This is a genomic window from Segatella oulorum F0390 (assembly GCF_000224615.1).
Classification (GTDB): domain Bacteria; phylum Bacteroidota; class Bacteroidia; order Bacteroidales; family Bacteroidaceae; genus Prevotella; species Prevotella oulorum.
Window position 1 is genome coordinate 59,090 of the sequence record NZ_JH114216.1, and the last position, 25,760, is coordinate 84,849.

At 47.7% G+C, this 25,760-nt stretch carries 14 protein-coding genes and 1 pseudogene; 3 read left to right on the top strand and 12 right to left on the bottom strand.

Going from position 1 to position 25,760, the window contains the following annotated elements; genetic code table 11:
* Nucleotides 1–11: 11 nt before the first annotated feature.
* Nucleotides 12–2,105, bottom strand: coding sequence for a prolyl oligopeptidase family serine peptidase (locus tag HMPREF9431_RS06735; RefSeq protein WP_040561291.1), 2,094 nt, complete (start codon nt 2,103–2,105; stop codon nt 12–14).
* A gap of 177 nt (nt 2,106–2,282) precedes the next feature.
* Here HMPREF9431_RS06735 and HMPREF9431_RS06740 point away from each other — a divergent pair, with 177 nt between their 5' ends.
* Together HMPREF9431_RS06740 and HMPREF9431_RS06745 are read left to right on the top strand one after the other, a co-directional pair.
* Entirely contained in the window at nt 2,283–2,516 is a 234-nt protein-coding gene (locus HMPREF9431_RS06740) for a YecH family metal-binding protein (protein WP_004380445.1), read from the top strand.
* A gap of 66 nt (nt 2,517–2,582) precedes the next feature.
* A complete protein-coding gene (locus tag HMPREF9431_RS06745; protein ID WP_004380446.1) occupies nt 2,583–4,070 on the top strand; it encodes a DUF438 domain-containing protein in 1,488 nt (495 codons plus the stop codon).
* 739 nt (nt 4,071–4,809) lie between these two features.
* On the opposite strand, the gene HMPREF9431_RS06750 is transcribed toward HMPREF9431_RS06745, so the two are convergent.
* From HMPREF9431_RS06750 to HMPREF9431_RS06785, 8 genes are all read right to left on the bottom strand, one after another.
* A complete protein-coding gene (locus tag HMPREF9431_RS06750; protein ID WP_004380448.1) occupies nt 4,810–8,325 on the bottom strand; it encodes an alpha-L-rhamnosidase in 3,516 nt (1,171 codons plus the stop codon).
* Nucleotides 8,326–8,370: 45 nt separating this feature from the next.
* The gene (gene bglX, locus HMPREF9431_RS06755; protein WP_004380449.1) at nt 8,371–10,677 is read right to left on the bottom strand and encodes a beta-glucosidase BglX; all 2,307 of its coding nucleotides are present in this window, start codon (nt 10,675–10,677) and stop codon (nt 8,371–8,373) included.
* A gap of 36 nt (nt 10,678–10,713) precedes the next feature.
* Complete coding sequence (locus tag HMPREF9431_RS06760; protein ID WP_004380450.1) at nt 10,714–13,032, bottom strand: glycoside hydrolase family 3 protein; 2,319 nt, start codon at nt 13,030–13,032, stop codon at nt 10,714–10,716.
* Nucleotides 13,033–13,087: 55 nt separating this feature from the next.
* A complete protein-coding gene (locus tag HMPREF9431_RS06765; RefSeq protein ID WP_004380451.1) occupies nt 13,088–14,095 on the bottom strand; it encodes a nucleoside hydrolase in 1,008 nt (335 codons plus the stop codon).
* A 20-nt stretch (nt 14,096–14,115) separates the two neighbouring features.
* Nucleotides 14,116–15,666, bottom strand: coding sequence for a nucleoside hydrolase-like domain-containing protein (locus HMPREF9431_RS06770; RefSeq protein ID WP_004380452.1), 1,551 nt, complete (start codon nt 15,664–15,666; stop codon nt 14,116–14,118).
* A 448-nt stretch (nt 15,667–16,114) separates the two neighbouring features.
* Nucleotides 16,115–17,728: a carboxylesterase/lipase family protein gene (locus HMPREF9431_RS06775; protein ID WP_004380454.1), complete on the bottom strand. Its 1,614-nt coding sequence runs from the start codon at nt 17,726–17,728 to the stop codon at nt 16,115–16,117.
* Between the two features lie 19 nt (nt 17,729–17,747).
* Entirely contained in the window at nt 17,748–20,006 is a 2,259-nt protein-coding gene (locus tag HMPREF9431_RS06780; RefSeq protein WP_004380455.1) for a TonB-dependent receptor, read from the bottom strand.
* A 28-nt stretch (nt 20,007–20,034) separates the two neighbouring features.
* Entirely contained in the window at nt 20,035–22,380 is a 2,346-nt protein-coding gene (locus HMPREF9431_RS06785; RefSeq protein ID WP_004380456.1) for a glycoside hydrolase family 3 N-terminal domain-containing protein, read from the bottom strand.
* A gap of 427 nt (nt 22,381–22,807) precedes the next feature.
* On the opposite strand from HMPREF9431_RS06785, the gene HMPREF9431_RS06790 reads away from it, so the two are divergent.
* Entirely contained in the window at nt 22,808–23,137 is a 330-nt protein-coding gene (locus HMPREF9431_RS06790) for a HigA family addiction module antitoxin (RefSeq protein WP_004380457.1), read from the top strand.
* A gap of 29 nt (nt 23,138–23,166) precedes the next feature.
* On the opposite strand, the gene HMPREF9431_RS06795 is transcribed toward HMPREF9431_RS06790, so the two are convergent.
* The 3 genes and pseudogenes from HMPREF9431_RS06795 to HMPREF9431_RS06805 all read right to left on the bottom strand — a co-directional run.
* Nucleotides 23,167–24,222: a DUF6377 domain-containing protein gene (locus tag HMPREF9431_RS06795; protein WP_155812983.1), complete on the bottom strand. Its 1,056-nt coding sequence runs from the start codon at nt 24,220–24,222 to the stop codon at nt 23,167–23,169.
* Nucleotides 24,116–25,039 carry a hypothetical protein gene (locus HMPREF9431_RS12945; RefSeq protein ID WP_004380459.1) on the bottom strand — a complete coding sequence of 308 codons (924 nt, stop codon included), beginning with the start codon at nt 25,037–25,039 and terminating at the stop codon, nt 24,116–24,118. The genes HMPREF9431_RS06795 and HMPREF9431_RS12945 overlap by 107 nt, the downstream gene beginning before the upstream one ends.
* Before the next feature lie 336 nt (nt 25,040–25,375).
* Nucleotides 25,376–25,760 (bottom strand): annotated as a pseudogene (locus HMPREF9431_RS06805) (transposase); the annotation flags it as partial.

Sequence of the window (25,760 nt, forward strand, 5' to 3'; positions counted from 1 at the left end):
ACTTTTCGTTTCTATTTGCCCATGTTTTGCAAGATAAAGCTGTAGATATCAGCTTGTTCTTCAATCTGTTTGCTCAAGGGTTTGCCGCCACCATGGCCGGCTTTGCTATCAATACGAATCAAAATAGGTGCTGTGCCACCTTGTGCCTGCTGCAAGGTTGCAGCAAACTTAAAGCTGTGTGCGGGCACAACACGGTCGTCATGGTCGGCCGTTGTAATGAGTGTTGCGGGATAATGCACACCTTTTTTAATATTATGCAAAGGCGAATAGCCCCGCAAATAATTAAACATTTCCTTTGAATCTGCCGACGTTCCATAGTCAGGAGCCCAGTTCCAACCAATCGTAAAACGATGATAACGCAACATATCGAGCACACCTACCTGTGGAATACACACGGCATAAAGGTCAGGACGCTGCGTCATACAGGCGCCAACCAATAGTCCTCCGTTGCTTCCTCCTACGATAGCAAGATGTTTTTTGTCGGTATATTGCTGTGCAATAAGCCATTCAGCGGCAGCAATAAAGTCGTCAAACACATTCTGTTTCTGCATCTTTGTACCAGCCAAATGCCACGCTTCTCCATACTCACTTCCACCTCTTAGATTCACTTGTACATAGATTCCACCTTGCTCAAGGAATGGAATTCGCAGGGCAGAAAACGATGGATAGAGCGGAATATTGAAACCTCCGTAGCCATAAAGGAACACGGGATTTTTGCCATTGCGCTTCAAACCTTTTTTAAATGTGAGGAACATGGGCACACGTGTGCCATCTTTACTGGTGAAAAACACTTGCTTCGTTTCGAAATTCTTACTGTCAAAAGCCACCTTAGGTGCAGCATAAACCGATGCTTTTCCACTATTCACATCCAACTGATAAATGCTTCCTGGCGTAGTGAAAGAGCTGAAAGAATAGAAACATTCTGCAAGATCTCGCTTACCATAAAAGCTTGCTGTGCCCGAAGGTAGTACTATTTCTTTCCGGTTTTTACCCTGCATATCACACCAATAAGCATGTGTGCAGGCATCTTTGTTATAGCTTAAAATGAGCTTTCCATTGGTAAACGTGACATCTTCCAACACACTTTCTCCCTCAGGAATAACCTCTTTCCATGCCGATAAACCCGGATTTTTCAAATCAGCCACCATCAATCGGTTCTTAGGAGCGCCCCAATTCGTGAAGATATAAATGCTGTCTCCGATGTTTTCTTGCGGCGAATATTGACACGACATGTCGTTAGTCATCTGGATAAACTGTGCATCGGGCTGACGTAAGTCGCGCACAAAGAGGTTGTTTCCATTGCCTTCTCCCGACTCAATGAGGTACATAAGCGTCTCCTCTTTGTTAACACTTACATGATAAAAGCGCAGGGGATGGGCTGGATTTTGATAAAACAATACATCGTCTTTCTGCGGCGTTCCCAATCGATGATAATACACTTTGTGCACTTCATTCTTACCACTAAAGGCATGTTTTGTGGGTGCATCGTAGGCACTATAATAGAAACCATCGCCTTTCCAAGCCGCACCACTGAACTTTGCCCATTCAATATGGTCGGACAAATCGCGCCCAGTCTGCAAATCTTTAACATAGATTTCTTGCCAATCGCTGCCACTTCGGCTAATGATATAGGCCATATAACGCCCGTTATGCGAAAAGTTTATCCCCTTTAATGCCACTGTTCCATCAGCACTTAACTTGTTTGGGTCGAGCACTTCGATAAGTTTTCCACCCAAATGCTCCATCTTATAAAGCACACTTTGGTTTTGCAAACCATTGTTTTTATACACATACCACGTGCCATGCACATGAAAAGGTGTGCCAATCTTCTCATAATTCACCAGCGTTTTCATGCGCTTCATCAACCGTTCACGCTGCGGAAGTTTGTCCAAATAGCTACGCGTTAGCTTGTTTTCTGCCGCCACCCATTGCTGCGTTTCAGCACTATTATCGTCTTCAAGCGGACGAAAAGGGTCGGCAATCTCTACATCAAAGTAACGGTCTTTCACGTCACTCTGCGGCGCTTTAGGATAGTGAAAAGATTGTGCTTGTGCACTCATTGTTGCCAAAGTCATGGCGGATAACATAACCATTTTAAATTTCATGATGAATTATAATTTGTAAAACGTCCCACGAAAATACACAAACTTCTGAGCCATCGCTATGAATCATGCGTTAAAAGAAAATAAAATCGTCCTCTTTTGGCACATTTGTTACCCAGCAAACCTTGCATTAGCATGTATCTTTGCATCAAAAATAAGAACAAAATAAATAAAACAATTATGGCACATGGACATGATATTCTCCACATGATGGAGGGCAATAACTATCAAAACAAAGAAGAATTGGTGAACGCTATCATCGAAAAGTTTGGCCCAAACGAGCGATTTCACACTTGTTCGGTCGATGGATTCACCGCAAAAGAGATGGTTGATTTCCTTGAAGCACGCGGAAAATTCAAGCCATTACCAACAGGTGGCCTCACAGTTGACATGATACAGATGTGTCATCACTAAGTTCACACGTTGCAAATCGCACACAACAACACCGTTTTCAACCCCCAATAAAAAGAGGAAATGCACATGGATAAGAAGATTGACCTTTCAAAACCGGTTTATGATTTAGTGAAACAATATCCCGAACTCACCGATATCATGGTGGAATTAGGATTTTCTGAGATTACAAAAAAGGTGCTACTCAACTCAGTAGGCAAGTTTATGACCATCCCAAAAGGCGCAGCCATGCGCGGAATTGCCATGACCGACATCGTGATGGCGTTGCAAAAGCACGGTTTTACGCTGGCAGGCGAGCAACCATCGGGCGCACAATCGGGCATGACGGGCTTGAAATATGCACCCAACGAGCGCAACGAAAAGCTGAAATCCTATTTAAAACGGTTGGGAAAAGGCGAATCATTAGAGAGCGTTCGCGCTGACTTTAAAGCCGAATTCAGCGATGTTGAGGCGGCAGAAATCATGCAAGCCGAGCAAGAACTCATGGCCGAAGGCACACCTTTGCGCGAGGTTCAGCAACTTTGTGATGTGCATTCGGCACTCTTCCATGGTGCAACCCGCGAGGAACAGATTATGAATGCCGAGCGCGAAGTGGCTGCTTCGGTCGACAGAACCGAGCAAGCACACGCCATGGCAGCATCACATGCACAAGAAGCTGCCGCGCTTTTGGCGGTCGATGGGCACCCCGTTCAAACCTTTATGCGCGAGAATCAAGCCTTAGAAACCTTATTGGCTGAGGCTTTTAATGCCGCAGAAAACCGCACATCGGTCGACGAACTCTTGCCCCGTTTGCGCGAAATTGGCATACATTATGCCAAGAAAGGCGACTTGCTTTTCCCCCATTTAAAGGTGAAATATCACATTTCAGGGCCTTCGCAAGTGATGTGGACTATCGACGATGAGATACGCGATGAGCTTGCATCCTTAGCCAAAAACGCCAACCATGACGATGCTTGGTGGCAACGATTCAAGGAAGTTTGCGTGCGCATGAAGGAGATGATTTATAAGGAAAACAACATCTTGCTGCCCATTTGCGTGGCAAATTTCACCGAAGATGAGTGGCACAATCTTTATCAAGACAGCAAAGATTACGCCCCATGTTTTGGCATAACGCCCCACGAATGGCCGGCTGCTGAGGCAAAGAAACGCATCATTCCGCAGCACGAAGGTGAGATTGTTATGCCCGGTGGGCACCTCACTTTAGAGCAATTAATAACCATGTTGGACACGCTTCCCATGGAGATTACCTTCGTTGATGCCGACAATTTCAATCGCTATTTCAATGATGGCGAGAAGGCATTTAAACGTCCTTCGATGGCCATCGACCGCGAAGTGTTCAGCTGTCACCCGCCGAAAATAGAACCCATGGTGCGTGCTATCATCAGCGATTTGCGTGCCGGTAAGCGCGACCAGCTACCCATTTGGATGGAAAAAAATGGCAAACCCTACTTGGTTAACTACATGGCTGCGCGCGATAAAGCAGGCAACTATGTCGGAACAGTAGAGGTGGTGCAAGACATGTCGTTTGCAAAAGACCACTTTCTGCCTTCAAAATAAAAAGGCTTGATGCCCATAAAACATGATGAAATCTTGCAGAAGAGGGTGCTATAGCCTCAACCACAGAGGACTATAGCACCCACACTACACACCAATGAAAACGGATAGACGTCAACGCGTCTATCCGTTTCTATTGTCCTTTATTACCAATCTTTACCTTATAAGCTTACCTTATCGTAGTTAGCAGCCTGCGTTGAGCTTGTGATAAATGTTTACTGCCTGTGAAACTACTGCTGCAACGACTACTGCTACAATCATCAATGTTACCATAATCTTCTTACCTTTTTAAAAAACTAATCGATGTCCCTTTGACATCTTGTTACCTATTATCCTTACTTTTACGCTGCAAAGATAGCACTTTCCCAAACAGACACGAACCGAAAAGGCCATGAAAAGCGCAAAAAGGCACAAAAAATTGCGATAAATCAAGAAGTGGCGGCTTTTCATTTGCAAAGTGTCCATTGCACTAATGCCCACAATAGCCCCCTTTCATGCAGCCGAATGGCATGCAATCCTCCCATTCGTTTCGTTGCAACGGCAGCGCATCCATTCTCCACTTTGCTATCAACTCATTATCAAACCGTTACAAATGCTTTCATAAAAGCATTGCTTTTGCATGCAAAAATGCACCATTTCGTCGCGTAATTTCAGCCATTTTCCTCACTAAAGTGGCGCAGTTTACAAGGCGAAAGGGTGCATTTTGCGGACGAATACCGCCGACATCATCTGTCAGAAACGCTTATTTCACGACGAAATCATAGCTACCGGCAGGCAGATTCAGCGATTGCTTATCGCGGATTGCAGAGCCCAAGACAACGCCTTTTGTTGTTTTATCAACCTGCTTTCCATCGAGATAGATGGCTTTTCCACCCGCTGTGGAGAGCCAGAGCGTGGCCGACGTGTTGGCAGGAACCACGAAATGATAGTGCGTTTCGTGAGTGGTTTGTTCCCATTGGCTTTCAATTCGGCCATACATGGAGTCGTAGAACCCCTCGGCATGCGTAAGTGTGCCCGTGGGATCGGGTGTGGGTTGCAGGATGAAATGCTGAAAACCGGGCGTTGTTTCATCGCGGGCAATACCGAGAGAATGCTGCATCAGCCAGTTGGTTACCGACCCAAAAGCGTAGTGATTGAAGGAGTTCATGCTGTTGTTGCCGCCAAATCCGTTTTCCTTGGTGTAGGAATTGAGGCGTTCCCAAATGGTTGTTGCGCCTTGTGTGACGGGATAAAGCCATGAGGGGAAGCGCGTGTTGAGCAACATCTTGTAGGCTTCTTCGCTGTGTCCGCATTCAGAAAGTGCCTGATTGAGCCACGCGGTGCCAATGAAACCCGTCATCAGTGCATGGCTTGGATAGGTTTTTCCGTCGTCACCCGTGCTTTCTCGTCTCACGGTTTGCAGGAAAGCGTCGACAAAGCGGTGGCGAACATCGGGCGAAACGATGTGAAAGACCAACGGAAGCGCATAAGATGTCTGTGCACCAATGGCCACTCCTTTGCGTTTAGGCCCATCCATGCCTCCAAAAGGATTGGGCTTTTCTTCGCCCAACCCCGAGCCTTCGGTTCTCCCGGTGGCGCGGTTGATATAGTGATGGTTGATGAACTGAATGCGTTTGTCGCGCATTTGGGCGTAACGTTGGGCATCGTTGGCGTGGCCAAGTGCCTTTGCCGCCTGCGCCATGATGTCGAGTTCGTGCACCAAATAGCAGTCGAAAAGTAGTGAATTGTCGTTCTTATTCACCTCGAAGCCCAACCAATCGCCCAAGCCGATGCCATCGGTGAAATTGTAAAAGCCCTGCTTTGCATCGATATATTTCGTGGTTTGCAGATGGATGAAGCGCTGCATGGCCGGATAATGGGCTGCCAAAGCCTCTTTATCGGCATACTGAAGATAGGTCTGCCAAGGCATGATGATGCCCACAGAAGCCCATAACGGTCCGCCGAAACCGCCGCCAACGGGGGCAATAGCGGCAAAGTTTCCGTTGTCAAGCTGCGTGTCGCGCAAAGCAATGAGGTGGCGTTTGAAGAAGTTTGCACCGTTGAACAAATAAGACATGGCAGGCGAAAACACGCTCAAATCGCCCGACCAGCCCATTCTTTCGTTGCGTTGTGGACAGTCGGTAGGAATGCTTAACACGTTGGCAAGCGTCGACCAAGTGACATTTTTGAAGAACCTGTTGAGCAGTTCGTGGTTGGTTTTATAACCGGAAGCAATCGAATCGACCGTGCTGAGCACCCATCCTTCGACCTGATGGGTGGGCAACGGAGCGGGAATGCCCGTGATTTCAACATACCGATAGCCATGATAGGTGGCACGAGGCGAGAAGGTTTCGGTGCCGCCTTTGGCAATATAGATGTCTTGTTCCATTGCGCCGCGTTGGTTTTCCATCATCACCATGCCCACGTTTGCTTGATATTCGGGCAAGTTGGGATAGGTAACTTCGGCATAACGCATGTAAACCTTTGTACCGGGTGCGAGCCCTTGGAAGGTAATCCGGGGCACACCGGCCATGTTCTGCCCCATATCGTAGACAAAAACACCCGGCCGGGGTTGGTCAACACGTTGCGATGGCAACGTAGTGAAGTGTCTAACAGGCTTCCCCACCTGCGCCATGAGTTTGAAATCGGCATAGTTATCGGGCGTGGGCCAGGCAAAAAAGCCACTCGGTTGTGCATGGCTGATGGTGCCTTCGAGGGGAATTTGCACGGCGTTTTTCCATGTATGGTCATCGAATGCAGCGGTCGACCAACCTTGAACGGCCGCTTCTTGCAGTGCATTGTACACCTCGCCTTGGAAGAACGAACCCAATCTGACGGGACCTTCGGTGGTGTATCGCCAGGTGTCGGGCGACGAAACGACGCGTGTTGTGGTGCCATCGGCATAGGTAATGATGGCTTGTGCCAACACCGATTGGCGGTCACCGTAGAAGTTCCAGTTCTCTCCGGCAAACGTACTTGCGCCACTCCACCAACCTTCGTTGAGCATGATGCCGAGCGCATTCTGCCCTTTTGTGAGCAGAGGGGTGATGTCATAGGTTTGATAGAACAGCGTTTTATTGTATTGTGTGCACCCCGGATTGAAATAATCCCGGCTCAAAAGTGTGCCGTTGACATAGCAATCATAGATGCCTCGCGCCGAGATATAGAGGCGAGCATGGGCAATGGGCTTGTCGTTGAGTGCGAAACACGTGCGCAATAGGGGTGCACCGTGCTCACAAGGAGTTGTGAACGGGGTGGAAGCAACAATCGTCGTGTCGTTGGCAAAGGTAGCAATCACGTTGTTGGGTGAGCGATAATTGCGAATGTTGGCCACGCCAAAATGTGCCCGTTTGCCCTTTTCCACATACAAACCTACATCGCCGACGCAGGGAAACGAAATATAATCGCCACCCTTTCCCATGGGGTTGAGGTTGAGATCAGCAATGACTTTTTCGGCGGCATCGTCTACATAAACCTGCGTTGTGCCGTGCATGGACAATAATTGAATGCTGTGGGGCGCATAACGGTTGGCCTGATTGATGACCGAAGTAGGCACTTTAGCGGTGGCAAACGGCACCGATGCCTGGTCGTTGCGCGTGTAACCAACGCGGTAAATCTCTATTCGGGCGCTGTCATGTTGGTCTAATGGCCGGGTGTTGAGCACCACTTTTATATAGGATTCGTTGGGTTTGTTGGCCACGCCGAGGATGTTTTTATTGGCATTCAACAAGCGAATGTCATTGGCTCCATAGAAAAAGCCGGCCTCTTGGGTGTGGGTTTCCTGGTCGAGCATCAACGAAACATCCATCGAAAAGACGGGCAGATATTGGCTGAAGAAGGTGTATGCGTCTGCTGTTGAGGCGCCAATCCACTGCGCTCCGCCCCACTTTGCATCGCTATCCGAGGTGGTCATGAGCCCCGTTTCGAAGTATGCCGAAGCTTTTTGCACCTCATTGGCTCCGTTCCACACGGCGATGGTCCACTGATAGCGTGTGGTGGGATGGAGCTTTTCGCCTGCATAACGAATGCTGAGCGACGTGTTGCTCATGACTTTTCCCGAATTCCACACCTGTTTTCCGGCGGGATTGGTCACCCAAAGCTGGTAGGCTGTTTGGCGGGCACCACGCTTTGTGTCGCACATTTGCCATGAAAAGCGAGGCGAAGTTGTGTCAATACCGATTGGATTTTCCTCGTATTCCACCCTCAACGCATGGAGCGTGAAGGCATTTGCAACTTGAATGACAAGGAGGAAAAGAGCGGAAAGAATAACTTTTTTCATTTTCTGGTGTTGGTTTTTGAAATGAATAGAACGGCCTTTGGGGAGCTAAAGCACCTTGAGTTCGGCCGTTTGAACGTTTTCTGAGTTATCACCTACCATAATATCATAGCTGCCCGGCTCGCAGACATATTGCAAATCGTGGTTGAAATACTTCAGGTCTTCGGGCGTAAGCGTGAAGTTGACGGTTTGCTTCTCGCCTGCTTTGAGATTGATTTTCCTAAAGGCACGCAGCTCCTTCACAGGTCTTGTGCTCGTGCTTTGCTTCGCATGAATGTAAAGTTGCACGGTGGTCATGCCCTCACGTGTGCCGGTATTGGTGACATTCACCGTGGCTACCACGCTTCCTTTATCCCTGTTCATCGTGGCATGGCTAAGCTGAACGGGGGTGTATTGGAACGAAGTGTAACTCAATCCGTAGCCAAAGGGATAGAGCGGAGCGTTGACTACGTCGATATAACAGCTCGTAAACTTGCGGTAAGGGGCATGGTCGGGATGCGGACGCCCCGTTGATTTGTGGTTGTAATAGATGGGACACTGCCCCACTTGGCGCGGAAACGACATCGTCAGTTTGCCACTTGGGTTGACCTTTCCAAAGAGAACGTCGGCGATTGCACGCCCGGCTTGGTCACCTAAGCTCCATGAACACAGGATAGCGGGGATGTGATCGTTTTCCCATGTGAGCGTTAACGGGCGTCCGGTTGTGAGCACTAATACCACGGGTTTGCCCGTTTCCTTGAGTGAACGCAGCAATTCGCGTTGCGGTTCAGGTATGGAAATGTCGGCTCTTGAGGCGCCTTCGCCATTCATTGCATTCGATTCGCCGAGACAAGCCACGATGATGTCGGCCTCCTTGGCAGCGTTAACGGCTTCTTGTATCAACGCTTTCAATGGGCGTTCGTGCACGGCCACGGGCTTATAGTTGGGGATAAAGAAGCCTAAAAGGCCATTGACGAGGGTGCTTTCGGTGAGGGAATCGCTCACTATCCACGACCCTTGGGCAGTTGTTACGCTGCCTCCGGCCTCGGCAACCGCTTCTTTTATGCCTTCGTAAATGGTCACACTCTCTTTCGAATGCGACGACATCGCCCACGAACCCTGCATGTCTTCGGCATTGTTTGCAAAGGGACCGACGACCGCTATCCGCTTATTGGGAGCAAGAGGCAGCAGCTGTTGGTCGTTTTTGAGCAACACTTGGCACTCTTGTGCCACGCGTCTGCTGTGGGCTTTCATCTCGGTTGTGTAGACATTTTGCCGTGCTCTGTCTTTGTTAAGATAGCGAAAGGGGTCTTGAAAGAGGCCCAATCGCCACTTCATTTCGAGCACATGGCGACAGGCTTTGTTGATATCTTCCTCGCTAACCTTGCCTTCTTGCAGCGACTTCTTCAGTGTTTTGAGAAATCCTTGACTGTTCATATCGAGGTCAACGCCTGCTTTTAATGCCCGTGCTGATACCTCTTGAAGGTCGCCTATGCCATGAACTGTCATCTCTTGAATGGCCGTTGCGTCGGTAACAACTAAGCCCTTGAACCGCCATTGCGTGCGCAACAAATCATGAATCAAGTAGTGATTGGCCGTCGCCGGAACGCCTTCAAACTCGTTAAAAGCGGTCATATAGCTGCCTGCTCCGGCCTTACATGCTTCGTAATAGGGGCGCATATAAAGGTTCATCATGGTCGGACGATCCATCAATACGGTGTTATAATCACGCCCAGATTCAGCTGCTCCATAAAGCGCATAGTGCTTAACACAAGCAATAGCACTATGGATTGGCATCGGGATTTGGGCCGTTCCTTGATATCCTTCGACGTAAGATCGTGCCATAATTCCACCGAGATAAGGGTCTTCTCCGGCCCCTTCTGCCACACGACCCCAACGTGCATCGTGCGCAATATCGACCATAGGAGAGAACAACCAGTTGATGCCTAACGAGGTAGCTTCCATGGAAGCGTGACGCGCATAGTCGCGAATCAGGTCGGGATTCCATGAAGAAGCCATCGCAAGAGGGATGGGATAGGTGGTCTCTAAGCCATGGATTACGTCCATTCCAAAGAAGAAAGGAATCTTGTTTTTACGCTTCATTGCCAGCTGTTGCAGGCTTCTCATGCGGTCAATATCTTTCAAACCATAGAACGCTCCAACCTGTCCTTGGTTGATAAGTGCTATGTTTTGATCCTTGGCATTTACCGTTTTAGCCGACACAAAGTCGTAAGCGCTCATCAAATTCAGCTGTCCTATCTTTTCATCAAGGGTCATTTTAGCCATCAATTCATCAATAAAACGCGTGCCATCGGTCTGTGCTTTTCCTGCCAAAGCAGCAAGCAACAGGAGCGAAATGAGGTGTATTTTCTTCATCTTGTTTCTTTTTTATCCAACGGTTGGTTGGTCATTCTACTTATATTGCTTAACTCTACTGTCACAAATGATGCCACTCCAGTTCAGACCAAAGGCGAAATCATATTGATTTCCATCGCTATCGGTGTAGGGAATCATGTCGCGTGGCCGATCTTCTGCTTGCATTTCAACGGTCTTCATGTCGCGTGGAAGTTGACAAGGGAGCAGTCCAAAGGGCTCGTTTTTGCCGCTGATAAGGTCAAGAAATGGACGCTTACCGGTGCCGAAGCTCACGAGAATGGCATCCGAATAGGGCTCAAACTCGGCAAAAACAGCAGGGCGGCTGATGGTAATCGCTACGATAACAGGCTTCGATCCCATGGCTTTCTTGGTGTCAATCACCATGAGAAGGTCGTCTTTATTGGCCGTCTTGACGGTCTTTCCCCGATAGGATCGGTTGGTAAATGCCTCCTTTGGATCGCCTCCTGCAAGGCTTTTTGCACGTGCATCGGTGGCCGTATAGTCATGATATTGCAGGCTAATGGGCACATATCCGTTACCTCCTGCCTCAGCATCTGCGCGACTATAGCCCGTTCCTGCCATCGGATCTTGTATGAAACAGAGAGCAAAGTCAGCCTCTTGTGGCGTGTCAACGACTTGATAATACGTGCTCATGAGTTTCAAATCAACGGGATAATCCCAATAATCTCGGGTCTTATTGCCAAAGAAATCGGTAACAGACGGGAAGTGACGCTTAGGGATATACACCTTCATTCGCGCGTCTTTGAGGGGCAAAGTGTGGCGATGATTCTTCACCATCACAATAGATTTCACCTGCGCCTGATAACCTTTGAGCATAAATTCGCGGTTTCCTACGATGGCTTTACTCTTTAAAGGATCAAGATAAGGGTTCTCAAAGAGACCCGTTTCGAACATAGGAAGCAACAAACGACGCGCCGAATTGTGAATGCGTTGCGCCCATTTCTCGTGGCCAAACTCTTGATATCCCAATTTAAACGCCTCTAAAACAGGACCTTTTTCATTGTTTCCGCCAAACTGATCGACACCTGCTTTGAGGATTTCATAGTGGCGTTGAACCTCCGAAAGATTTTCAACTCCCCAGCATTTCCCATCAAAAGCATCAATCGCCTTGTTGTCTTTGGTCACCATCCAATCGGTACATACAATGCCATCGAAGCCGTATTGATGACGCAATAAGTCGGTAACTATGTAGTGACTGAAGCTCTCTCCGACATTCTTTCCCGACGGATCCTGACCATAAGAGATGTTATAAAAGGTCATGACGGAGCCTGCTTTCTTCGTCGGTCCGGCCAATTTAAAGGCGCCATTGATAAAACCTTGCATCTCTTTTTGAAAGTTATGGGTAGGATAAACGGCATACTTACCATAATTATAGTGGCTGTCTCGGCCACCTTCTAACGTGCCTCCGCCCGGCCAATGCTTTGCCATTGCAACAACACTTGCATATCCCCAGCCATCTTTGATAACCTTATTGCCGGTTGATGTTTGGAAACCATCGATATAAGCCCGGCTTAAATCGGCCACAAGTGCAGGGTCTTCGCCAAACGTTCCGGTGAAACGCGTCCATCTTGGCTCCATAGAAATGTCGACTTGTGGCGATAAAGCCGTCGTAATTCCCAATGCACGATATTCCATTGCAGCCACTTTTCCAAACGCTTTCACAAGCTCCGGCGAAAATGTTGCAGCCAAACCGAGCGCCGTTGGCCATTGAGAAATGTCGCCTCCCGCACCATAATTATACTCAGCATTGGCCGAAACCTCATGCCGTGGATCGGAAGAATTGTTGGCAGGAATGCCATGTCCGAAACTTTCGCAGTAGCTTTGAAGATTGTTACTCCACTCGGCGGCCACCTCAGCGCTTTGCACTTTCGTCACAAGCACTGCGCGAAGATAATCGTCTTTGAGAAACTTTTTCTGCGCATCGCTTAGCGCAGAAGGCTTCATGCCGCTCTCTTCAAAGGGCTTTCCGTTGTAGGTGGAAGCACCATAGCCGGTGGATTTTGCCGGAATTTGCTGGTGTGCGGAGTACAACATGAGCCCCGCTATCTCTTCATCACTTAGCTGTGAGGCCAAATCGGCTGCGCGTTCGTCGAACGAAAGGCGCCAGTCTTCGTATTTATCCAACTTGCCATTGCGATTTAAATCCTTGAATTTGAAACCGCCAACGGTTAAAATCTTCACGCCCGACGCAGGAGAATAGCCCAAAGTGGGGCCTCCTTTCTGTTCGATGAGGGTGTAGATGCCCTTCTTGGTTTCCTTGAATTTCTGCTGGGTTAGGCCGCTTGTCGCTGCCAAGAGCGTTGCTGCTGTGAGCAAAATAAAACTTTTTTTCATTGCGTTTAGGATAGAATTTTATTGTGTTAAAGGATGAACGACACGACGAATTGATTTAGGGTGCCATGCGAAGCAGCTTTGCTTCGAAGTCGCCAAACATCAAACGCTGGTCTAATTGGTAATAAACCCGGATGGAACGTCCCTCATGATTGAAAGCATAAGAGCCGTCATCATTGATATGAGGAGCCGACATGTTCACATAAAACGATGAAGAAGGGTCTTGCTCAAAGCCCGTTTGCAAGGCCGAAAGCAACACCAACGGACTATCACCTAATATATAAGTCTCGCCCATTCTGAGGCCAAAGTCCTCGCATTTACCGACGGTTTGCATGAGCGAATCATAGAGATAACGCCCCACTTTGCCGTGAGTAGCCACCTTAGTAGCCACTTCATCGAGCCCGTATAAGCACAGTCTGTAGGCATTTCTCGGCACTTGCCAAATGCGAATGCGGCTTTGATTGAACACCACTTGCGCCGCAGGAATGCAGAGATTGAGGTTGTATTCCACCCGCGAATAGCCCGGAGGCGGATAGGAACCCACGCCCGTGTATTCCTGACCACCAATCCATATCAGAACAATCTTGTCGTCAATGCTTGGGTCGATGAGATGAGCTGTGGCAATATTCGTGAGACTTGCCCCACAAAGCACCAACAAAGGCTTGTCTTGGGTGCATTGCTTCGCTTCGTCAACAATGAGCCTTGCTCCCTCGCTGTCGGCCGGTTTGTTGACCGCTTCCATACCTTTCTCGGCACCGGGAACCACCTTTATGGTGCCTTCCCGCCCCATGAGTTGCAGCACTTTGCGTGCTTTCTCGCACGATTCCGTGGCTTGATCGCTGCGATTGGTAAAGCCGGCGTTGGCCGAAAGATGCCCACCCACGATGCCACGGATATCACATGTGGTGCAAAGCAGTTGGTGAACGAGTTGGAATAAGCCGTCGGGGTCGCCGCAAAAGTCATTGTCAACAACCACCTTCACCTTGGTTTTGGTGTTTGGTGAGGCCGCCTGTGCCATGCAAAATCCACCGATGGCGAGCACGAAAAAAAGAATTATTTTTTTCATTGTGTTGCGTTTTAAAGGGTTTACTCTACTTCAAGAATGACGCGTTTGTAGTGCGTCAGCGCAGGATCGCCGTTGTCAGTTGCTTCAAGAACGGCGTGATAGGTTTGCCCCGGCTGCGCATTGGCCGGTACAATAAAGATGGGCGAGGGCGTGTTGTCGCGCTCAATGCGCAGCTTTTCGGCCGGATTGCCCACGTGGAAGGGATGCCATTGCAGCTGAACGGCGTTGCCATCGGGGTCGCTGACTTTAAATTTTGCCGAAACATGCTGCCCCGGTTTCACGCTGATTTGCGCCGGCCCGTCAATCGAAGGCTCGTGATTACAGTCTTGATAGCGCGGTGTTGTCGACCATTTCATGCGTGCAGCAAAACCATTTTGCACGGCAGGCATGAAGCGAGGCAGCCCTAATTGCTGCTTCACATAGGCCGGTTTCTCAGCATCTTTCATATCCTTTGGCATCGCAACCTTGGCACCTGCCCAGCCGCCCCACGTTTGATTTTTCCACGCATCCAGCCCATTGTCGATGAGATTGAGATAGCAAAAGGTGTCACCCTCGGAGATAAAGCCACCCGATGGCAGCAAAGGCATCCACAGAACGTAGCCCCTTCGCTGCAGCTCTTCTTTGCCAAGGTAGCACAATCCGAAGAAATCAAAGATGTCGTCCTTCACCATTTGCTTGCCATCGCCCCACACACGATAGCGCTTTCCGAATGCTCCCTGACTGAGAACATACTTCTTTGTCCACTCGGGAGAGTAGAAAACCTTGTCCTCTTCATTGGCACGAAGCGGTCCGAAGAAGGTGAGATCGACCTGCATGCCGCCCGTTTCGAGCGTGCGAACATGCGGCCAAAAGGGTTTGATATAGCGCGCATAGGTGTCGTCTTGGTCGCCCGAAATGCAAAGAACAATCTTTTTTGACAGCTGGTTTTTCCATTCCTCGTAGTGCTTTTGCGCGCCATAAATGTCTTCAATCGACTTCAATGCGCGGGCAATGGTGCTGCATCCGCCCCACGCCTGAATGAAAAGCGTCGACGTGTCGGGCGAAATAATCTCCTGTTTGATGAGTTCCGAGCCCGGTGTGTCGCGCGAAAAATCGCCGTCGAAAGCCACATTGCCCTCGCGGATTTTTGATTTCAGCAGCGCAGGCGACGGATAATGGGCGTTGTGCTTGACGAGATTGGGATAGACCTGCGCATAAACGGCCACGTTGTCGTCGATGAATTGTTCGTCCTTTGCGTAACGATAGCTCGCCATGGGCGTGGTTTTTCCAATGCGATCATACTCTCTTCCGGGCACCCACCACGTTGTTCCTTTGCCGTCTCCCTTCCAATGAAACTGACTACTGGCATAGATCAGTCCGCGAATGTCGAAGTCGGTGCTATAAAGCAGGAAGCGAATGAGCGAGTTGTTGTCGTCGAGTTCGGGGTCGCAAGTAATGATTACACGGGGCTTTTCGGTTGCAACAGTCGCCGCTTTTACCTGCGCGACATGGCCGAAGTTCATGCAAACAACCATCGATAAGGCGGCGATGGCCTTGCAATGTGTGCTGAATTGTGTCGTAATTGCATTCATATTATGGGATAATTTGCGTTGAATTGTCGGGTAATTGCATGCAAATTGTTTTGCAATGTTTTACGAAGCGGGAGACGAGGACGCATCAGAAAGAAGCCGTTAGCCCTGTGCAAGGGGTTCTGCTTCTGTCTCGTTTGGGTTTGCCGAACGGTCGGAAAAGCTCAAAATTTCTTTTTCTTGTTTGCCGGAACCTCGGCAAGGTTCAACCTATTATTTTGGCGTTTGCCGAACCATCGGCAAGTCGTTTTTTCTTTTTCCGACATTTGCCGAACCATCGGCAAAGCTCTTTTTATTTTTTTTCGTTTGCCGAAACGCCGGCAAGTCACAGATTTTCTTTTTGATGTTTGCCGGAACCTCGGCAAGGTTCAACATCTTTTTTTGACACTTGCCGAAGCGTCGGCAAACCCTTTCATGCTTTTTTGTGCACTTCTTCTCCCGCAGTTGAGCGTTATTTGTTCATCAACCACCGGTCGATGGTGCGGTAACGGGCTTCGATTTTGGGCGAAACCACTTGCCGTGTGTGCAGATCAATATACATCACCGGCGCCACTTCCTTGCCATTGATGGCATCCCATTGCGGAAGTCCCAACCCGTTTGGATTGCCCGTTTTAACGAAATTGAGATAGATTTGCTGGAAGATTTCAGACACTTGATAATCGTCTGCGTTCCATTTAAACATCGGATTGGTGGCCAAATTGCCCATAGCATACTCAATATCTGCCGAGTGAACGGCTCCCGGAACAGCCGGCATTGCAGGCTCGTTGCCTTTCTTTTCGGTTGTTCCTCCTGCCAAACCGGGTTGCTTATCCTGCACGGTCATCTCGGGACGCGCGTGACAATAGAGGTAACGATAGACGGGTTGCGGGTTGTTTTTGGCCAACAGGTCGAGCCATTTCCAAGTGGAATAGGCAATGAAAATGTCGCCACCCAACTCGTATCCCGGCCGATTGACGATGTCGGCATCGCTGTGAATGTTGTAGAGTGCCAACACATCGTCGGGATTGGTGTTGAAGAACGACTGCACATAAGGCTTCAGATTTTCGAGCGTCGGGGCCTTTCCGAGCATGAATGTCACGGGCAACTCGCAGTTGTTGAAACCAATCAATGCGGGCACTTGCGCCTGTTGGTTCTTCTCATAGGTTGCAATAGGCTGCTCAACGAGAAACTTTCCGTCGATACAAGCCGTTTGAAAGCCCACCGTTTGATAGAGATCGAGGAGCTTCTCGGCCGGCATTCTGCGCAACTCTTCTAAGTTTTTGCAGCCCGCTTTCTTCATGAAAGCATCGCCAAATTGCTCGGCTTCTTGCAGCGAAGCCACATGACGTGTGCCCATAAGGCTGCCGCTTGAAGCCATGACTTGGCTGAAATAGCCGCGCGACATGGGCGAAACCATCTGCGCACTCACTGAAGCTGACCCCGCCGACTCGCCGTCAATGGTGATGCGTTTGGGGTCGCCTCCGAAGGCTTCGATATTGTTATACACCCATTTGATGGCCGCAGCCTGATCCATTAAACCCTGATTGCCCGAACCTTGATAGCCGTTTTCCTTGCTGTTTTCCTTGGAAAGCGCCTTGGTTGAAAGAAATCCGAACACACTTTCGCGATAGTTTGCCGTAACGACAATGATGCCTTTGCGTGCCAAAGTGAGCCCCTGATAGCGGGGTTCTGAACCCGATCCGGCCACGAATCCGCCACCATTGAAATAGATCAGCACAGGAAGTTTCTCGCGATAGGTGCGTGTGGGCGTCCAAACATTCAGGTAAAGGCAGTCCTCAGAGAACGCTTTACTGCCGAAAACCATATCGCCAAAAACATTCTTTTGAAGAGGATTGGCCCCAAACTCCTTGGCCGATCGCACGCCTTTCCACGCCACTACGGGCTGAGGTGCTTTCCAACGGAGGTTGTTAATGGGCGGTGCGGCAAAGGGAATGCCGCGGAATATCTTCACACCTGATGAGTCAGTGCCTTCAATCATGCCTCCTTCTACTTTCACTTGTGGGCCTTGTGCCCATGCCATTGCCCAGCAAAATAGGGCCAATGTGCTTAAAAATAGCTTTTTCATACTGCTGAATGTTAATGCGTTAAAAATTGATTGTTGTTGACAAAGATACTTCAAAAGGCCGGATATACGAACCCGACATGAGATAATTCTTATAGGATGACGTGTCAGTAATGAGGTCAGCGGCACTGATTGAGCCTGTTGCGCCACTCTGATTGAAGATGTTTACAACATTGAGGGCAAAGTTAACTTTGCTGTTTAAAGCATAGTTGATGCCGCCAAACGACTCCCAATGGCCGTTGAAATGCAGGGTGTTGGTTTTGTTGATATATTGTTTCGAGAAGTAACGGAAACTCAACCACACCCTCCATTGGGCGAAACTGTAAGACGGATCAAGCTCAATGAGCGTCTTAGACATCGCCGTTACGGTGTTGTTGTTAAGGTTTACGTCGACCGTTGCACCGCTGGGATAGGTTCCTTTGATGTGGAACTTCTTGTATTGTGGGTTCTGAAGGGTGAGCAACGCATGCAAAACAGCACCTTTAAACGGCGTAATCACGGCGTCGGTTGTCCATCCTATGGTCTGCACATTATTCGTAATGGGGATGGTTAAGCTCTCTTCTGTGCCCAAAGCTGTGGTGTGATAGAAGGTGGTTCGGCTCTTATAATTGGTCTGTGTGATGAAACTTACCTGCGAAACCAACTTCATCCAAGGGGTGTTCCAATAGATACCGCCGCGCAACATGTTGATGTTCACGGGCGAAGTGATGGGCAATTCAGCGCCGGCATAGTCCTGAAGGTTGGGTCGTTGACGCACATATACATACTCACCATCCACACCAAAGCCCTTCAAAACCTTGTAACGAAGGCTATAAGTGAGGGCTGGATTGAGCCAATCGCCTGCAAAACGATTCAGTTGTACGCCCAAACTCTTCAACGACCAACCCATGGTGCGCGAATTATAGGTGGCTCCTGTCGGTTGATTGAGTGCTGCTTCGCCACCCACTGCATTGTATTCAAGGCGCGCACCAAGGCTCATCCACAAGTATTTATTCACGTCCCAGTCGTCACTTATGAATAAGGCTGTCTTCACATCATGCCCATCATAATACTCACCTGTGCCCGGATTGAGCGCCATATAAGGCAAAAGGCGCGTGCCATTCCTCACATATAACTGTGCAGGATCGGGCTTAACTTCGTGTGCCATGATAGAGTTTGACTGCTGAACTCCCGAGCGGCTCCACCAAAAGTTGGCCCCAATGCGCCACGAATGCTTCTGGTTGGTGGTCTTTCCGCTCAAGATAGCTGTCGTCATCCAGCTGCGTTCGAAGCCCGGAACATACATCATCCAGCGGTTTTGTATTTTATTTCCGGTGAAAGGAGTGCCGTCAGCGTAGAAGAATCCGCCAGGATTATTTACAATTCCCGACACTGCATTCATAGCCATACTCACGTCGCCGCTCTTCAATTTGCTGGAAACATTCAACTGTTGTCCACCATGAAAGCGATAATCCAAGTTGAAAGTGAGTTGATGATTGTCGGTTGTTGACCCGTCTTTCCAATCCTTTTGCACGATTTCTCCCGTCTTAATGTCTTTATAAAAGAAGGAAGATGCCTCGTTTCCATAGTAGGAATCGGTTCCGAATTTGAAGCCGTTGTACTTCTTAACGCTACCGTCTCCCACGAAAATGAAAGGCGCATAGGCCGACGATGTGCCCGTGTAGCGGCTATATTGATAGAGTAATTGCAAGTAACCCCGGTTGTCATTGAAATGCTTATCGATGGACAATTTGTAGTTTTGCGTGCGATTTTGCAGGCGCGCTGCTTGCAAATGTGCCGATCCAGGATCCCAAATTTGATGCGAACTAACCATGTAACCAAATCCCTTTCCGATAGGTCCTGCAAGCGTAACGTCAAATGCTTGGCGGCCAAATTGGTTGAGTTGATAGTTCGCTATGCCCCAAATCGTTTGAGAAGAGCGACGATGATGACTCGTCACAGCATAGCCAACAGCACCATATTGCAGCGCTGTTTCCGACAAACTCATCACACCCATGCGGCCGAAAGAGGCACCACCAAACCATGAAAAATAGGGCATGTCGGGCCATGTGCTATAAGAAACCGGGAGATTATCCTCGAAAATAGTGGCCGAAAGCGATGAAGGCAAACCGATATTAATCTGCCTTGGTTGGTCGGCACTTGATGCATTGAGCATCACATTGCGGTTTTTCACCTCTTTATGTTGCTCGGTTGAGTCTTTCTTTGTCACTTCCTGAGCATACGAAGCAACGGGCAATACGCTGCTCATGAGCAGGAATGCCATTAATTTCTTTGCGTTCATTGTTTATATATCACTTAGGTTGGTAATCTTATTTCTGTGTCAATACGTTGAGTTTCACCTGCGGTGCCAACACATTATGCACCTTATGCTTCATTGCTTTCACTTTCAACGAAGCACTTTCCTTGATGTCTCGGCTCGAAGTTCCTACCTTAAAGGTATAGATTCCGGCGTCAACCATCCAGGCACTTTGGCTCGTAACGAACGACGCTAAATCAGCTTTCTTCACCTCCATCGTGAGGGTTTCGTGCTCATTGGGTTGCAAAATGCGGGTCTTTGCAAAGGCTTTCAACTCTTGTTCTGGCTTTTCTACCGTGCCACGAGGTGCTGAAACATAAACCTCTGCCACTTCTTTTCCGGCACGATTGCCTGTGTTTGTGATGGTTATATTCACCAAAATGCGATTGCCTTTGTCGGTCAATTTCAAATCTTTATAGCTGAAAGTGGTGTACGAAAGACCATAACCAAACGGATAAGAAACCGGCTTTTTAAAGGTGTCATAGTAGCGATAGCCCACGTAAATGTCCTCTTCGTAATTGGTATAACCCACATTTTTCACGTTCACATCCTTCGAAGCGTCGCGGTTAAAAGTATCAATGTCATACCCAACCGTGTGTGCCGGGAAGTTTTTTGTCGACGGATCGTCGTTGATATCAATAGGCCACGACATCGGAAGTTTGCCCGATGGCGTTGAAACGCCCATCAAAAGGTCGGCAATAGAGTTGCCAATCTCCTGCCCACATTGCCAAGGAAGCAAGATAGCATCGGGCAGATCTTTCCACGAAGCAGTCTCCATCACACCACCAACATTGAGCACAACAACCACTTTCTTACCTGCTTGATGATAGGCTTTGCACACCTTTTGCAACAAATCCCGCTCCTTTTGCGTAAGATTATAGTGCGATTCGGTGCGGTCTTTCCCCTCCCCCGACACACGAGAAAGCGTGACAATCGCCACATCATTCTGTGCAACTTGCTCGGGAGTAACGTCTAATTCCATCTCTTCGGGCAGCACAAGCGCACGCAAATCCAATGGTCCGGGCTTGGGATTCTTCTTATAATATTCATCCAAATAGGGACTATACTGATTGATAACCGTCTCGTCTACGTGGCAACCTGCATTGCGCATGCCTTCAACCAATGAGATAGTGTAGGCCCTATTGACGTTTCCTGAACCGGTTCCGCCGGCAATCAGGTCATAACTTGCATTGCCATAGAGCGCCACATGCTTCACGTTTGTGAGGGGAAGCATGTGCTTGTTCAACAACAAGACCGTGCCTTCTGCCGCAGCCTGCCGCGTAACTTGCGCGTGTTTCACTAAATCTGGCTGATTATTATAGGCGTAACCCACAAATCTTCTCGTCTTAACAACCAACTCAAGCACGCGCCGAACGCAGGTATCCAAGTATTTAATATCGAGTTTTCCACTGTTCACTGCCGCCACAATCTCTTTCGAATCTTGTTCCGTTCCGGGCTCAATCAAGTCGTTTCCGGCAATTATATTGGCCACGCGATCGGCCTTTTTACCCCGTCGAACAGGGTCCATTCCGCCAAACCAATCGGTCATTACGAGTCCTTTAAAGCCCCATTCGTCACGCAAAATAGTTGTTAAGAGGTCGCGACGTTCACTTGTCATCGTGCCGTTTACCAAGTTATAGCTCGACATAACGGTCCAAGGCTGTGCCTTTTCAACGCAGATTTGGAAATTCTTAAGATAGAGTTCACGTGCGGCTCTTTGGCTAACATGCACATCATTTCCCATGCGTTGTGTCTCCTGATTGTTGAAAGCGAAGTGCTTAATAGATGTCCCGATGCCTAAATCCTGCACACCTTTCACATACGCAGCAGCAATATTGCCCGACAAAACGGGGTCTTCACTGTAATATTCAAAGTTCCTTCCGCATAAAGGATTGCGCATTAATCCAAGCGCAGGAGCTAATTGTACTTCCACACCATAGTCTCTATCTTCCTCTCCCATGGCGTTTCCTACTTGCTGAACAAGTTGCAAATTCCACGTACTCGACAACGAAGTGCCGATTGGAAAGTGTGTAGCATAATAATAATGGTGATCAAATTGGCGTTGCGTATTGATGCGAACGCCGGCCGGTCCGTCGGCCAAAACAATGGCAGGAATACCTAATTGTGGAATAGGTTTGGTGGTTCCGGCAGCGCCTGGAACGATACTTGCAGTTGAACCGATAACAGGTTTATCGGAGAAACCGCCCATACCGACACCCACCACGAGATTAGCTTTCTCTTCAAGTGTCATTGCCTTGAGCACATCTTCAATGTTGTCGGCTCTTAATTGCGGAGCCTTTTGTGCCATGAGTGCGCCCGAACAAATCAGTGCGGCACAGGTGAGTAGTAATGATTTCATCTTATTTAAAATATAGAAGTTAATATGCTGAAAAAAGTTTGTGCTTGCAAATATAACAGAATATCAAATACACCCCACCCGCGAGTAAAGCAAATGAGTAAGTCCTTAAAACACATTATTCGTTGAAAATCAAAAGATTAACCTTTTAAAAAAATATAAAAAAGTAAGTTTTTCGCCTCTCCTTTTTAAGCCTTTCAATCTACTTTGAAAGGTAAGAAACAGCAAATCCTCATAAGATGGGACAAGAAAAAATAGCAAAATCTTATTCCATCAATTACCATTTATCCTCCATCGCATATAAATATGTATACTCATCATTTTGTGAATAGAGTGAAAAATGTTATCTTTACATCAAAAATAATTCGGCGAGACGATAGCTTCTATCTGCAATATTACAGACTTGTCGAATCATTATAAATAAGCAAATATGAAAAAAAATAAATGGATGGCTAATAAGATAGCGCCTCTACACCCCACCTATCCGGGAGAAATCATAAAGGACGAGATTATATTTCGTGGTATTTCTCAACGCCAACTGGCTATAGAAATCGGTATTTCTTATACACAACTCAATGAACTTTTGAATGGCAAACGCCCTATCAATACACAAACCGCCTTGCTTATAGCCAAGGCTTTGGATATTGATGCCGAGCCATTACTCAGATTACAGACAAGATATGACATCGTAATGTCTCAGCGCAACCATTTATTTATGGCACGTATGGCTAAAATTCGTAAGATTGCTGCCATTCTTTAAGCCCACAATCAACTATAAAAGAACTTTCATCAGCGCTCAAAAGGACTTTCATCAGCCACTCCCTTATGGTCATAAAGATGACAAACGGCCTCATCAAAAGCCTTTTCTCCAATGGCAGAAAAGCGTCGCATCTTGAGTCGATAGTTATAAACCGTTTGCGAAGAGAGATGCAAAAAGGCAGCAATCCTCACGCTGTCGGTCACACCTAAAACCATTAGTGCATACACTCTGAGTGCCGTTGTGAGATTTTCCCGCTGTTCGTCAAACCTATTTTCAACCTTAATGAGCCTGTTGATGCGCCGAATGTAATCGGGATACATGCGCAAAAAAGCATGGTCAAAATGCGTATAGAACTGTTTAAGCTGCTCTTCGATGTATTCATGCGAGTCGAACATGCGCATCACCTTATTGATTTGATGAACCTTCAGCAGATTAACCACTTCCTTTTGTATATTTTTTTCTATCGAAATATAGGTCGAAATGAGTCGGTAAACATTCAAAAAATCTTGCCGATAAACATGCGCACGATTGCTGATTCGGTTGTTCACCGCTTGCAGTTGCTGACAGAAACGTTGTTGTTCTTCCGTCAATTCCGACTGTTTCTGATAGGATATTTTCAGTTTCTCAATCACTTTTTTGAGCTTTTTGCCCCGCGATGCAATGATGAGACTCTCTATCAGGCTCACAATCAGCGCAACAAAGAAAAGAATAGCCACCACAATCAAGATGGTGATTTGCTGCTGACGCTGTTCCTCCAAACGCTTGTTGATGGTGCTTTGAATTTCTACTATCTTCAATGCCCGCTGCATATCGTGATAGCGAATGGCGTTGTCGGCACACACTTGCATGTAGGAATAGGCGCGATGGAGATTGCATTCGATGAGCGGAGTCTGCAATAAATAGAGCAAAGACATCATTTCTGTGTTGGCCATCTGCACATCGTTGATGGCCGAGAGCAACAAGTTTTGATAGCCTTTCTCACGGTTTCCCCGCTGCATATACTGCACAGCCAGCGCAAAATAGAGCTTGGCTGCAAGGAACGAAGGCTGCGAAACACGCTTCAAGATGGCCTCTAATTGTGTCATAATGTTGCGACAGACAGATGGTTTGATAGTAATAATAGTCGGCTGAATGCGGAATTAAATAGCGGGAATAGGCTTTCCACGCCGCTTTCGCATCGGGATTGGGATGATATTTGATGCTGTTGTTTCCCGACAAACGCATATAGAAGTCAAGCAATATGTTGGCATACAGCTCGCACATATCAGGCGGAAATTGCGCAATATCGCCTATCTGGCCCATGAGCTCATAGGCTTTTCCCATGGCTCCCTGCCGCGTATAAGCCTGCAAAAGCGTTAGTTGTGCCGACAAAAACAATTTCCTTTCCTGCACATTGCGTGCTGTTTCCACCGCCTTCTGCGCATAGGCAATGGCCGAATCGCCGTTGAAATGCAGGTATTCGGTGGCAATCTGTTCATATTTAAGGGTCAATGTGCCCGATGTTGAAGCCTCATGAACCCCTCGTTTTAGGTCGTTTATCACCACCTGTTTTTTGTTAAGAATAGCCTTTCGCTGCTTTAAAACACCGTCAAGACTGTCTAAAAGATGCAGGGTTTGTGGGCTATTTTTAGCAGATAGCCCCGTTGTTCCGAATAGCAGCAAGACTATCCATACACGTTTCAGGCACAGTTTTAATCCCCATCGGTTGTTAGCGCTTGTACAAATGCCGTTTGACGGCGGGGCAGATGGGCTGTTGTCTTGTCGAAGGCATGACGGGCTACGTCGAGAAAAGACAATAGACAAGATGCCGACAAGCAAATGAAAGATAGATGGAAAACGATGGTTGCCATCTAAAAGCATCAATACGCGGTCTGCTGACCATTTGGGATTTAACTTCAGCATAGGCCTTTTCAGTCTACTTGCAAATTTACATAAAAAGGTTGAAAATAACCTTTTTTCCTTTCATTTTCTACAAATATGTGCCTTTTCTCTTACATAAATGAAAAGTTTCTTGCCGTTTCAGCATCCTTGAGACCTGTTTATTCATTTGGCATAACGGCTCATCAACATCCCAATCCGTTATAGGCTCATTATCAAACCGTTATAAATGGTTACACCATAGCGTGTAAATCGTCAAGTAATTTGATAGAGATTGCTGCACAATAGCGTATAAATTACCGGGTATTGTCCTAAAAAGTGTGTAACCATAATTTCCCATATCTTCCATTTTGTTCAAAATTATTTACTCTCTTTCCAACATCTCCATTGATAGACTTTCCTTCGATATGTAGTCTGTGTTTCTTCCATTGCAACAGATGCCAACAGAAATAAAACCGATTGACTTGACGGCATTGCAGCTCTCATCTTAATGGTTCTTTTATACTTTCTGTTGAGCCGCTCAATCCAATTTGTCGTATAAATGCATCTCTGTACTTCTACAGGGAAGTCCATATAGGTGAAATAAGCAATATTACGTTGGGCTTTATATTTACGTAACACGGGGTATTTCTTTTCCCATCGGTTTACAAAAGTAATAAAATGTTCGTAACCTTGCAAAGATTTAGCGCTCTTTGTTCTCCAAGGTGAATACTTCATTGAGTTCTTGATTAACTATGGGTTTGTC

What these genes read in the sequence shown, in the direction of transcription:
- HMPREF9431_RS06735 (WP_040561291.1), bottom strand. Translation starts at nt 2,105, where the DNA reads ATGAAATTTAAAATGGTTATGTTATCCGCCATGACTTTGGCAACAATG.
- HMPREF9431_RS06740 (WP_004380445.1), top strand. Translation starts at nt 2,283, where the DNA reads ATGGCACATGGACATGATATTCTCCACATGATGGAGGGCAATAACTAT.
- HMPREF9431_RS06745 (WP_004380446.1), top strand. Translation starts at nt 2,583, where the DNA reads ATGGATAAGAAGATTGACCTTTCAAAACCGGTTTATGATTTAGTGAAA.
- HMPREF9431_RS06750 (WP_004380448.1), bottom strand. Translation starts at nt 8,325, where the DNA reads ATGAAAAAAGTTATTCTTTCCGCTCTTTTCCTCCTTGTCATTCAAGTT.
- bglX (WP_004380449.1), bottom strand. Translation starts at nt 10,677, where the DNA reads ATGAAGAAAATACACCTCATTTCGCTCCTGTTGCTTGCTGCTTTGGCA.
- HMPREF9431_RS06760 (WP_004380450.1), bottom strand. Translation starts at nt 13,032, where the DNA reads ATGAAAAAAAGTTTTATTTTGCTCACAGCAGCAACGCTCTTGGCAGCG.
- HMPREF9431_RS06765 (WP_004380451.1), bottom strand. Translation starts at nt 14,095, where the DNA reads ATGAAAAAAATAATTCTTTTTTTCGTGCTCGCCATCGGTGGATTTTGC.
- HMPREF9431_RS06770 (WP_004380452.1), bottom strand. Translation starts at nt 15,666, where the DNA reads ATGAATGCAATTACGACACAATTCAGCACACATTGCAAGGCCATCGCC.
- HMPREF9431_RS06775 (WP_004380454.1), bottom strand. Translation starts at nt 17,728, where the DNA reads ATGAAAAAGCTATTTTTAAGCACATTGGCCCTATTTTGCTGGGCAATG.
- HMPREF9431_RS06780 (WP_004380455.1), bottom strand. Translation starts at nt 20,006, where the DNA reads ATGAACGCAAAGAAATTAATGGCATTCCTGCTCATGAGCAGCGTATTG.
- HMPREF9431_RS06785 (WP_004380456.1), bottom strand. Translation starts at nt 22,380, where the DNA reads ATGAAATCATTACTACTCACCTGTGCCGCACTGATTTGTTCGGGCGCA.
- HMPREF9431_RS06790 (WP_004380457.1), top strand. Translation starts at nt 22,808, where the DNA reads ATGAAAAAAAATAAATGGATGGCTAATAAGATAGCGCCTCTACACCCC.
- HMPREF9431_RS06795 (WP_155812983.1), bottom strand. Translation starts at nt 24,222, where the DNA reads ATGACACAATTAGAGGCCATCTTGAAGCGTGTTTCGCAGCCTTCGTTC.
- HMPREF9431_RS12945 (WP_004380459.1), bottom strand. Translation starts at nt 25,039, where the DNA reads ATGCTGAAGTTAAATCCCAAATGGTCAGCAGACCGCGTATTGATGCTT.